The organism is Schaedlerella sp. (assembly GCF_056796775.1).
Genome location: NZ_JBQIKP010000009.1, coordinates 47,889 through 59,830 on the forward strand (window position 1 = coordinate 47,889; position 11,942 = coordinate 59,830).

Annotated in this window: 9 protein-coding genes; 5 read left to right on the forward strand and 4 right to left on the reverse strand. The window is 51.0% G+C overall.

Features of this window, described 5'->3' with window-relative positions; translation table 11 throughout:
- Window positions 1-44 precede the first annotated feature (44 nt).
- Window positions 45-1,670 carry an AAA family ATPase gene (locus ACTOY7_RS06565; protein ID WP_300884462.1) on the reverse strand — a complete coding sequence of 542 codons (1,626 nt, stop codon included), beginning with the start codon at window positions 1,668-1,670 and terminating at the stop codon, window positions 45-47.
- Between the two features lie 231 nt (window positions 1,671-1,901).
- On the opposite strand from ACTOY7_RS06565, the gene ACTOY7_RS06570 reads away from it, so the two are divergent.
- Both ACTOY7_RS06570 and ACTOY7_RS06575 read left to right on the forward strand, forming a co-directional pair.
- Entirely contained in the window at window positions 1,902-3,365 is a 1,464-nt protein-coding gene (locus tag ACTOY7_RS06570) for a sodium-dependent transporter (RefSeq protein ID WP_160281680.1), read from the forward strand.
- A gap of 202 nt (window positions 3,366-3,567) precedes the next feature.
- Complete coding sequence (locus tag ACTOY7_RS06575; RefSeq protein WP_482670302.1) at window positions 3,568-5,430, forward strand: flagellar assembly protein A; 1,863 nt, start codon at window positions 3,568-3,570, stop codon at window positions 5,428-5,430.
- 168 nt (window positions 5,431-5,598) lie between these two features.
- Here the strand turns inward: ACTOY7_RS06575 and ACTOY7_RS06580 are convergent, their stop codons facing one another.
- The 3 genes from ACTOY7_RS06580 to ACTOY7_RS06590 are packed head-to-tail and all read right to left on the reverse strand — an operon-like array spanning window position 5,599 to window position 7,601.
- On the reverse strand, window positions 5,599-6,366 hold the full coding sequence (locus ACTOY7_RS06580; RefSeq protein WP_482670303.1) for a hypothetical protein: 768 nt from the start codon (window positions 6,364-6,366) through the stop codon (window positions 5,599-5,601).
- 1 nt (window position 6,367) lies between these two features.
- A complete protein-coding gene (locus tag ACTOY7_RS06585; protein ID WP_160281677.1) occupies window positions 6,368-7,228 on the reverse strand; it encodes an ABC transporter ATP-binding protein in 861 nt (286 codons plus the stop codon).
- Window positions 7,209-7,601, reverse strand: coding sequence for a GntR family transcriptional regulator (locus ACTOY7_RS06590; RefSeq protein ID WP_394682614.1), 393 nt, complete (start codon window positions 7,599-7,601; stop codon window positions 7,209-7,211). The genes ACTOY7_RS06585 and ACTOY7_RS06590 overlap by 20 nt, the downstream gene beginning before the upstream one ends.
- A gap of 293 nt (window positions 7,602-7,894) precedes the next feature.
- Here ACTOY7_RS06590 and asnS point away from each other — a divergent pair, with 293 nt between their 5' ends.
- The 3 genes from asnS to ACTOY7_RS06605 all read left to right on the forward strand — a co-directional run bounded on the left by asnS (window position 7,895) and on the right by ACTOY7_RS06605 (window position 11,881).
- Window positions 7,895-9,286 carry an asparagine--tRNA ligase gene (asnS, locus tag ACTOY7_RS06595; protein ID WP_160281675.1) on the forward strand — a complete coding sequence of 464 codons (1,392 nt, stop codon included), beginning with the start codon at window positions 7,895-7,897 and terminating at the stop codon, window positions 9,284-9,286.
- 59 nt (window positions 9,287-9,345) lie between these two features.
- Entirely contained in the window at window positions 9,346-10,680 is a 1,335-nt protein-coding gene (locus ACTOY7_RS06600) for a CCA tRNA nucleotidyltransferase (RefSeq protein ID WP_482670304.1), read from the forward strand.
- Between the two features lie 148 nt (window positions 10,681-10,828).
- Window positions 10,829-11,881 (forward strand): CotS family spore coat protein, encoded by a 1,053-nt coding sequence (locus tag ACTOY7_RS06605; RefSeq protein WP_160281673.1) that lies wholly within the window; start codon window positions 10,829-10,831, stop codon window positions 11,879-11,881.
- The last annotated feature ends 61 nt before the right edge of the window (window positions 11,882-11,942 follow it).

Below are 11,942 nucleotides of genomic sequence, written 5' to 3' on the forward strand. Positions count from 1 at the left end.
ATGCTGATTAAAGATTTTTTCAAGATAAAGCCCCTCCTATATTTTTATATTGCGTTCCGCAATACTTCCACCTTACAGGTATGCGCCTTGCTTTTTGTATCATAAGCAATCCCTACGCCCAGAACCCGCCCGGTATATTTGGGCGTTTCACCTAGTTTTCCTTCATATTTCAGCGCATATTTTTTAACCTTGATCTGTTGGAGCGCTTCTTCAACTGTATGGTCAACTTTCAGTTCCAGGATGATTCCATCTGCCTTTTTATCCAGTTCCGGATAAAATATAAAGTCCACAAATCCAATCCCGGCCTTATCCTCACGCTCGATCCGATACGAATCCCGGGCTGCAAGATAGACCAGATTTACTACTGCTGTTAAGTCAGTTTCATTGTTATAATTCAGCAGAGGAATCTCTGTATTGTGTGCAAATTCTAAAATCCGCAGCATTGTCTGGGTATCCCCCGTAAGTGTTGCGTGCAGCATTTTTTCTGATTGCTTCGCAAGCTCATATACATATCCGAGGGAAGGTTCCTTTTGCAGCATATCGTCAAATTTTTCCATCAATTCACGATTCGGGATCTGCACATACCCCTTTTCATAACTGAGGAATCCATATACAACCATTGCGGAAAATATTTCATCCTTATTCGTCAGATTCATGGAGGTGGCCGCATACTCCCGCACCTTTGCGGGAATCGGAGTACCGGATATCATCCGGGCAAGATCATCGCATACGGCGGCCGTGTTATGGTTGATATAATAATAAATCTCATCATAAGGACCAGCACTGGTCCAGTAATTCCCCAGGTTGTTGTTCGTTAAGGATGCGGCGACAGAACGTGGATTATAAACCCGTTCCCCGGATTTTGTACAATACCCGTCATACCATATTTTCAGGCCGTCCAGCGTTACCTCTGGATTCGGCTGGTTTTGTAAGTATTTATCGTAAAGACCGGAGACTTCGGCCTCCGTAAAACCAAAATCACTGCTGAACAATTCTTCCGAAGCCATAGTATATTCCAGAAACATATTCAGCTCCGAGCCGCTCGAGTATTTGGCAATGGGCAGAATGCCCGTCATATATACAAAATCAACATAAGGCTGATCCTTCAGCAGACTGCTCAGAAATTCTATATAAGCTTTTTTGTCTCTTCCTGATATAAAATCTTTGTGGAAAATAAAATCCCATTCATCCAAAACGAATATAAAGCGTGCGGCAGGATTTGTATCGTAAATGGCTTTCAGGATATCCCAGACTGCATCCTCCGGGTCAACCTTTGCCTGCGGATAGCTTTCGGCCAGATCTTCTGTCAGTTTCCGCTCAATACGGCTGATATAATCCTCAAAACTGCCGCACCGCCTTGGAAGCCGATTGAATGAGATGGAAATGACAGAATATCGGTTCACATGTTCTGTATAAAACGGCGCCTCTGCAATTTTTAAATTGTCAAAAATCTTCCGGGAGTCGCAGCCCCTGGAAAAGAAGGCGGCCACCATATTTGCAGTTACTGATTTTCCAAAACGCCGGGGTCTTGTAATACAAATATATTTTTCCGATATCCCGATTCTGGGGATGAGCTTCTCCAGAATTGCGGATTTATCCACGAAGTACGGACTTTTATACACTTCGGAATATGCAGTAAAAGAAGCTCTGCTGTCCAGATAATTCCCCATATCAAGTACCTCCCTTGCCTTATATTTAAGATAACATGACACAGGAATAAATTCAATAGAAGGAAAGAACAAGTTGCTGACTTCCCCTCCATATGATAAAATGAATTGCGCCGATGCGCAAGCGGGTCATCAATTTCCTGGCGAAAATTGGTGACAGATTATAAAATGAATTGCGCTGGCGCGCAGGCATGTTTTCAAATGAGTAACAAAAACACTGAGGAGGAAAACAAAGTGAAGAGAGAAAAGTTTGGTTCCAGGCTGGGGTTCATTCTGGTATCTGCCGGATGTGCCATCGGCATTGGAAATGTATGGAAGTTCCCGTACATGTGCGGGGAATTTGGGGGAGCGGCATTTATTCTGATCTACCTGATCTTTTTATTGGTATTGGGGATCCCGGTGCTTACCTGTGAGTTTGCCATCGGAAGAGGCAGCGGCCGCAGCGTTGCGGCAGGCTTTGAACGGCTGGAGCCCCAGGGGACGGGCTGGCATATCACGAAATGGGTCGGCATCATCGGAAGCTATCTGCTGATGATGTTCTACACCACGGTAGGCGGCTGGATGATGTATTACTGCTTCCGCAGCATCGCGGGAGAATTTGCCGGGGCGTCTACGGATACAGTGACAGCCGGTTTTTCGGACATGCTGGGCAACGCGCCGGTGATGGCGTTCTGGACAACCCTGATCTGCGTCATCGGTTTTGCGGTCTGCCAGTTCGGGATCCAGAAGGGGATTGAGCGGGTTTCCAAGCTGATGATGAGCGCGCTTCTGGTCATCATGCTGGTGCTGGCAGTACATTCCGTATTTCTGGAAGGGGCCGGGGAAGGGATCCATTTCTACCTGGTACCGGATTTTGCCCAGATGAAGGAGATGGGTATCGGAAATGTGATCTTCGGGGCCATGAGCCAGGCATTCTTTACCCTCTCCATCGGTATCGGCGCGATGATGATCTTCGGCAGCTATATCGGAAAAGAGCGGAGCCTCGCGGGAGAGGCGATCAGCATTACCGCGCTGGATACCTTCGTGGCGCTGATGGCAGGCTTCATCATCATTCCGTCCTGCTTCGCCTTCGGCATTGAGCCGGGAGCGGGGCCGAGCCTGATCTTCATCACCATTCCCAATATCTTTGCCCAGATGCCGGGAGGGCAGATCTGGAGCGCGCTGTTTTTTCTGTTTCTGACCTTTGCGGCATTCACGACCATTGTGGCTGTATTTGAAAATATCATATCCTTCGATATCGATATTTTCGGCTGGTCCAGGAACAAAAGCGTGCTGGTGAGCGCGGTCCTGATCATTGTGCTGAGCATGCCCTGCGTGCTGGGATTTAACGTCCTGGCCGGCTTTGAGCCGTTGGGAGCGGGAACCAATATCCTGGATCTGGAGGATTTTATCGTATCCAATAACCTGCTCCCGCTGGGCAGCCTGGGGTATGTGCTCTTCTGTACACGGAAAAACGGCTGGGGCTGGGCGAATTTTCTGGAAGAAGCGAATACAGGAAAGGGGATTCGGTTTCCGGGATGGCTGGAAGGCTATATGTCCTATGTCCTGCCGCTGATCATTACCGTGATCTATCTGAAAGGATATTATGATAAATTTGTGGGCCAGGGAACCGCGGCGCTCACCGGATGGATGATCGCGGCCGTGCTCTTCCTTGGATTTATCATAGCGTGCGCGGTGGTGCGCAGGCAGGATCAGTAAAACTCTGGTTGCTGTTGGGATTGCCGGATAAGGCAGTCCCTTTTTTTCGGCAGAGCGAAGGACTGCCGAAATACTTCCGGACCACAAAAATAAGGAATATCCTGGAATTAGATATTTATTGCTTGCTAGTACAGCCCTTTACAGTGTATAATAAGATTACAGAACTATACACTGTGAACTCCATGTGAAGGAGGTGAAATGCATGGGTTTCAAAAAAGAGATCTGGTCTCGATTGTTTGGATCGAAATCAGAACAGGTCAGAGACAAACAGGTTCCGGACCATTTGTTGCAGGAGAGTATGGAGAAGAAGGAGGAACAAGCCGTAACAGCGCAGCCTCCGCCCCCTGCCGTCGAAGTTGAGCTGGAATTGCCCAAGGGGCATGCGCTGTATAAATTGTGTGAGATGCGGGCCGAAAGGGCGAAAGGACTGTCAAGTCCCAGACTGCTGCTGGGAGGCCGCGAAGATTTTTCTCAGTCTGAGCTGAGGAAGGAACTGGGACGCCTGCAGAGGGTACTTACATTGGCAGCCAATTCCCGTCTTAAAGAGATAAAGGCCAGGGAAGAAAAGGCACAGGCGGACGCGCAAAAGGCTTTATTGATAGAGCAGAGCAAGCAGTCCGCGGCGAAGGAAGACACACCGGCAGGAGAGAGCGCGCAGGCTGAGGCACAGAAGACTGCATCAGCAGAACAGAGTGCGCGGAACGAGATACTGACACCGCCGCCGATCGAGCTGGATGCGCAGCCGGTCATCCATATATCAGCCGACAAGCTTTCCGCCTGGCTGATCGTATTTCCGCCGGTGGGAGAAGGAAAAGACGTGGATCGGGAGATGCTTTACGAGGCGCTTTCCGATACCGGAATTGCGTTTGGAGTAGACGAGGAATTACTCAAGCGCCTGCCGGAGGAACGGAATCCTTATTTTTCTCTGTTTTTCCTGGCAAAAGGAAAACCGGCTCGCAACGGAACAGACGGCCGGATCATTGAGCATTTTGAACGGGTCGTGGAACGGAAGTTTGAAGTGGATGAGCACGACCGGGTGGACTATGCGTCTCTCCATTTCTTCCAGAGCGTAGAAGCGGGAGGCGTGATCTGTGAGGCAGTCCTGCCGACACCGGGGGAACCGGGCAGAACGGTATTGGATCAGGAGGTTCCGGCTAAGGACGGCAAAGAAGCGCCTCTTACTAAGGGGCAGAATACGGAGATCAGCGAAGACGGCACCAAGCTGCTGGCAACCCAGGCCGGCCATGTGGAATACGTGGGAAAGACATTTCAGGTAAAGGCGGTGCTGGAGATTGACGACAACGTAGATTATTCTACGGGAAATATCAACTATATGGGGGATGTGCATATCCGCGGCAGAGTGTGCAGCGGTTTCAGCGTGCGGGCAGCAGGCAATATCACGGTAGACGGCGTTGTAGAGTCGGCCACCGTAGAGGCAGGCGGTGATCTGATCGTAGCCAAGGGGATCGTAGGGAATACCGATTCCGTGGTCAGGGCAGACGGCAGTGTCTTTGCGAAATATCTGGAAAACAGTATCGTTCACGCGCGGGCGAATCTGCAGGCTGACTGCATCGTCAACAGCGAAGTATACAGCGACGGGGAGATACAGGTCCGGTCCGGAAGAGGCATCATTGTAGGCGGACGGATCCGGGCGGCGAAAAAAGTCAGCGCCAAGGTCGTGGGCTCAAAATCCGAAAGCCAGACGCGTATCTATCTGGGCGGCGAGCCCTGTGTGGAATATGAGCGGCAGGAGCTGGCGGCAGTGATCGAAGAAGCCGAAGCCGAGCTGGAAAAGCTGGAAAAGCGTCCCAACAGTCCGGATAAGGTGGAACGTATGAAACGCCTTCAGTTTGACCTTTCCGTAAACCGGATCAAGCTGGAGCAGATGGATGAAGAGCTGGCGAAAAAGCAGGAGGAGATCGAGAACCTGGGCGGATGCAGGCTGGTTGCCGACATCGCGTATCCGGGGCTGGTGCTGACCATCTGCGATATCAAGGCCCGGTTGAAGCAGGTGACATCCATGTGCAACGCAAGGCTGTCCAACGGTGAGATCCGATTCTCGTGACCAGGCTTTCATTTAAGAGCTGTAGAAAAATAACGGACATATCTTACAGATTCAGGAACCGCTTCAAAATCTGCCGGACAGGGCAGTATTTTGAAGCGGTTCCATATTTTTTGCCCAAGGGCATCCCATTATGGCCATTCGGCCGTTTCATAAGGTATATCCAAGGTATCAATTCAAAGTAAGCGCGCTTCTTCTGACGGCGCTGAGTTCCGTACGCCGTATGATCAAATAGGAGCCGGCGCTCAGGATCCCGATACACAGGAGCAGAAGAAAGATCGGATTGGTCAGCCGTACCGTACCGTCGTCCATGAAGCCGAAGCATCTTACCGCAAAGCTCAGGATGCTGTGTCCGACAGCTTTCCAGGGAGCGGATACAGCTGCGAACAGGAAGGGAATTCCAAGCAAAAAGAGGGCAGCAAGGATCGTGACTGCGAATACGGAGAGCTTTTTCGGCACCCGGTTTATGACCAGGGCAAAGAAGAACCCCAGGCTGCTGATCAGTAGATAGACCAGGAACAGCCAGAGCCAGCGCAAAACGGCCGGATGCCCATATCCGTATAAGCTTTCGAAGATGGTTTCATAATCAAGCAACCCGGACAGGAGCCCTCGAAGAACCATTCCGGCAGCCGTATCGATCAGAGACATCAGGCCGGATATAAAGGCAAACTGGGCAGCGGTGGCGGAAAAAATATAAGCCCTGGTAAAGCCGTTCTGCATCAGCATCCGGAAATCCTCGTTTATCTGCATCATGCCGACGATCCCGACAAAGATCATGGTATTCATTTCCAGGCAGTTTATCCTTCCAGTTTCATGTGTCAGAAGGTAGAGCAGGCCGTAGACAGTGGGAAAGACAATCGCGATTGCAAGGTAAAAAATCCAGATATACTTCCAGGAAAGTTCGCATTCATATCGGATTAATATACGCATTTTTTTCATATCAGTTACCGCCTTTCTCTGTTAATTTCACAAACAGCTTCTGCAGATTCATATGAGAGATCTGCAATGGACTGCCCTTCGGCAGGTCCTCTCTTGCGCCCAGGATATAAGCCAGCCTGAGGGCGCCCAGCTCATCGTACCCGATCACTTGTTTATCGATACAGAAATCCCGAACCGCATTCTCAGATCCGGATACACAGTATCCTCTGTCCAGAAGGGTTTCCGCGGACTCCTGCAGGAGAAGCCTGCCCTTGTCGATCAGCACCACTTCCTCGATGATATTCGCAACCTCTTCGATCAGGTGTGTCGCCAGGATGATCGTTCTCTGGCGTTCTTCATAATCCCGCAGCAGCAGATGATAGAACAGCTCCCTGTGGTTCGCGTCCAGTCCCAGCACCGGCTCGTCGAAGATCACATAGGGAACATCCAGGGCAAGGGCGACCGTCAGTTTAAAGATGGACTGCTGTCCATTGGAAAGGGCGGGAAACCGCTTTTTGGTATCCAGAGAAAACATTTCTGCGATCTCAAAGGCCTGATCCATCTGAAAATGGTCGTAAAACCGGCCGGTCCACTTGAAAATATCTCGGATCTTCAAATTGCTGTCATACAGGTTCTGGTCGCTCATGCAGAACAGCTTTTCATGTACTGCCATATTCTCCTTCGCGGGCAGGCCGTCGATCAGAACCTCGCCCTCGTCCGCAAAGAGACGGTTTGCGATGATATTGATCAAAGTAGACTTACCGGCGCCGTTTCGCCCCAACAATCCGTAGATCTTTCCGTACTCAAATGAAAAAGAGAGATCTTCAAGGGCAGCCACATTGCCGTACCGCTTCGTAATATGATTAATCTGAATTGCTTTCATTGATATAACCCCTTTCTATCAGTGCTATAAGCTCTTCCTTCGGCATTTCCAGCTTTAATGCTTCCTGAACCAGTACAGCAACGTACTGGCTGTAAAACTGGCTCTGGCGCTTCCGGCGGATCCGCTCCACCGCCCCTTCCCTTACAAACATCCCAAGCCCTCTCCTCTTGTAAACCATATCTCCATCCACCAGCAGGTTCATCCCTTTTAGGACTGTGTGCGGGTTGATGCTCAGCAGGGCAGAGATCTCATTCGTGGATGGAATCTTCGTTTCCTCCGGGAAGACACCTGTAAAGATCGAGTCCTCCAGCTGTTCAGCGATCTGGATAAAAATCGGCTTATCCAGGTCCGGATTTATCTTCAATAGGATCACCTCGCTTATATAGTTAGTTAGTCAAGTAACAAACTAAATTACATGCTTAGTATAGACGATAAAAATGCAGTTGTCAATCCATTTTTTAAATCTTGTATTGCTCTGGATCAGAAATGGAATTATCCGCGGCCATTTTCCAACCGCGCAGCTGGAAATTTTTTGGGACACGGCAGGATTATGAGGTTGATTTTATCCGCAGAAACGGATATACTGTAAAGCGGAAAGAAATTGCCGCAGATGCGCCGGCAGACGCGCGGCCAATCTGCCTTACAATAAAAAAGGAGTATTTTGAGATGGAATTAGTGACAATTCGGGAATTATTTAAAAACAGAGAAGCTTATCTGGACAAGCAGGTAACGGTCGGAGGCTGGATCCGCAGCATCCGGGATTCCAAGACATTCGGATTTATCGTAGTCAATGACGGCTCTTATTTTGAACCGCTGCAGATCGTATATCATGATAAAATGGACAACTTCCAGGAGATTTCAAAACAGAACGTAGGGGCGGCGGTGGTCATTACAGGAACCCTGGTGGCGACACCTCAGGCAAAGCAGCCCTTCGAGATCCAGGCGGAGGAAGTGACGGTGGAAGGGGCTTCCGCGCCGGATTATCCGCTGCAGAAAAAGCGCCACAGCTTTGAATATCTCAGGACCATTTCCCATCTGCGGCCCAGGACGAATACATTTCAGGCCGTATTCCGGGTACGGTCTCTGGCAGCTTACGCCATTCATAAGTTCTTCCAGGAGAGGGGATTTGTGTATGTGCATACTCCGCTGATCACTGGAAGCGACTGCGAGGGAGCGGGCGAGATGTTCCGGGTGACCACGCTGGACATGGGAGATCTGCCGAAGAACCCGGATGGAAGCGTGGATTATACCCAGGATTTCTTCGGGAAGGAGACCAGCCTGACGGTCAGCGGCCAGCTCAACGGCGAGACCTACGCCCAGGCGTTCCGGAGCATTTATACCTTCGGTCCCACCTTCCGGGCGGAAAATTCCAACACCACCCGTCATGCGGCGGAGTTCTGGATGATCGAGCCGGAGATCGCGTTTGCCGATCTGGAGGACAATATGGAGCTGGCGGAGGCCATGCTGAAATATGTGATCTCCTATGTGATGGAGCAGGCACCGGAGGAGATGAATTTCTTCAATTCCTTTGTGGACAAGGGACTTCTGGAACGCCTGAAAAATGTAGTGGAATCGGATTTTGCCAAGGTGACTTATACAGAGGCCATTGATATTCTGAGCAAAAATAACGACAAGTTTGAGTATAAGGTATCCTGGGGCTGCGACCTGCAGACAGAGCATGAGCGGTATCTTACCGAGCAGGTATTCAAGCGCCCTGTATTCGTGACGGATTATCCGAAGGAGATCAAGGCGTTTTATATGAAGCTGAATGAGGACGGAAAGACCGTTGCGGCCGTGGACTGTCTGGTGCCCGGAATCGGAGAGATCATCGGCGGGAGCCAGAGGGAAGACGACTATGAGAAGCTGCGCGCAAGGATGAAGGAACTGAATTTAAAGGAAGAGGACTACCAGTTCTATCTGGATCTGAGGAAATACGGCTCCACCCGCCACGCGGGCTTCGGGCTTGGCTTTGAACGCTGTGTGATGTATCTCACCGGCATGGCCAATATCCGTGACGTGGTGCCCTTCCCGAGGACCGTGAAGAACTGCGAATTATAGACCGGAGGCGTGAATGCCGGGAGACTGCGGCAGACTGAGTTACAGAAGGATGTGTTCGTGTGAAGATTGTATTGCCAAATAAAGTACTGATGATAATTCTGAATCTCCAGATGCATGGGCATGACGCCTATGCCGTGGGCGGGTGCGTCCGGGATTCGATCCTGGCGAAGAAGCCCCAGGACTGGGATATCACCACCTCGGCAAAGCCGGCGGATATCAAGCGGATGTTCCGCAGGACCGTGGATACCGGGATCGAGCACGGGACTGTGACCGTGCTTCTGGGGAAAGACAGCTTTGAAGTGACTACATACCGGATCGACGGTGTGTATGAGGACAACCGCCATCCAAAGGAGGTCCGGTTTACCAACAATCTGGAAGAGGATCTGAAGCGTCGGGATTTTACGATCAACGCTATGGCATATAATGATGATGTGCGTCTGGTGGACGTGTTCGGAGGGATGAAGGACCTGAACTACCACCTGATCCGGTGCGTGGGAGACGCAAAAGAGCGTTTTTCGGAGGATGCCCTTCGAATCCTCCGGGCTGTCCGGTTTTCGGCGCAGCTTGGATTTTCCATTGAAAAATCCACAGAGGCGGCCATTAAGGAGCTGGCGCCCAGCCTGCAGCATGTCAGCGCCGAGCGGATCCGGGCGGAGCTGGTGAAGATCCTGGTCTCCAGCCATCCGGAGCAGATCCGGGAGGCATACCGGCTGGGGATCACGAGAGTGATTCTGCCGGAGTGGGATGAGATGGAAGGCGTGGCTCAGAATACTCCTCACCATAAGTATGACGTGGCGGAGCACACGATCCAGGCCATCAAGAATGTGAAAAGAGATAAGATCCTCCGTCTGACCATGCTGTTCCACGACATGGGAAAGCCGGCTATGAAGACGACGGACGAAAACGGGCGGGATCATTTCAAGGGCCATGCGATCGTCAGCGAAGAGCTGGCCAATGTGGTGATGCGCCGTCTCAAATTTGACAATGACACGATCAAGAAGGTGACCCGGCTGGTCTGCTACCACGATTACCGGGTAGAAGCCACGCCCCAGAACGTGCGGCGGGCCATGAACCGGATCGGGGTGGAGTTGTTCCCCTATTACCTGGCGGTGCGGCTGGCGGATGTGAAGGCGCAGAGCGTCTATCAGAAACGGGAAAAGGTGGAAAATATCATCAAAATGCGGGAGCTGTATCAGGAAGCACTGGTACAGGAGCACTGTGTCACGCTCCATGACCTGGCCGTGACCGGGAAGGACCTGATGGCGATCGGTATGGAACCGGGGCAGAAGCTTGGCAGCATGCTCCAGGAGCTTCTGGAATGGGTCATTGATGATCCGGACTGCAACAAAAAAGAAATTTTGTGCGAATATGTAAAAGAAAAGCTTGGACTTTAGCATACCCGGGCTGTTTCTCTCATAGATATAGAAAAGCTGATGATCAGCGAATCTTGTGTAGCTGTTCAGTACGGCAGGGCCAGGCGGTACCGTCCGGATCCGCGGGTGTACTGAACAGGTACGAAACCTATAATATGAGGGGGCAGCCATGAGAGAGTACGAGCTGGAAGTCTTGGAGCAATTTGACGTCGAAGTGATAAGCACCCGCAAGATCAGGGGTGCATTTTTTTGCGAGACAAAAGAAGGAACAATGGTGTTGAAGGAGGCGGCAGTGTCTGACCGGCGTGCCCTTTTACTGTATATACTGCTGCGTCATCTGGAGTCGCGGGGGTATCCGGAGGTGGACACCCCGGTCAGGAACCGGGAGAAGGAGCTGGTCAGCACATTCCGCGGCCAGACTCGGTATATGCTGAAAAAATGGTACGCGGGACGGGAGTGCGATGTGCGCCGGGAAGCAGATGTGCTGGAAGCGGTCAGGAACCTTGCCCGTCTCCACGAGATCATGTGCTGGAAGCATTTTTCCGTCTCCGCGGCAGAGATTCCTCCTGATCCGGATGGGCAGGAGCTGTCACCGCCTTCGGGAAGGCATCTCAAAGAGGAATTTCTCTGCCATAACCGGGAACTGAAAAAGGTGCGCGGCTATATCCGGAACAAGGTGAATAAAGGGGAATTTGAATATCTGTTTCTGAAATATTTCGACAGCATGTATCAGCTTGCCATGCGGGTCACCAGAAGACTGGAGGATTCGGATTATGAAGAACTGTACCGGAAGAGCCTGAAAGAGGGGCTTCTGGTGCATGGAGACTACAATTACCACAATCTCATCATGCTGCCGGGAAATGCTAGATCAGGAGGGGCATCCATTGCCACCACCAACTTTGAACACTTCCACAGAGATGTTCAGGTCCTGGATCTGTACTATTTCCTGCGCAAGGTCATGGAAAAACACAAGTGGAAGGAATCCCTGGGCCGCGCCATGCTGGAGGCTTATGCGGAGATCCGGCCGTTTTCCCCGGGGGAGCTGGAGGTGATCGCGCTGAAGACCGCCTACCCGGAAAAGTTCTGGAAGACTGCCAACAGCTATTATCATTCCAACAAAGCCTGGATCCCGGAGAAGAGCGTAGAAAAGCTGCAGACCGCTGTCTTGCAGACCGAAGAAAAAATCCGGTTTATACAGAAGATTTTTGCCTTCTCCCTGTAAAATGACTTCCTTTTTGCCGGGAGCTGATGTATAATAAACGAATAGCGGCTGTCCGGCCGGA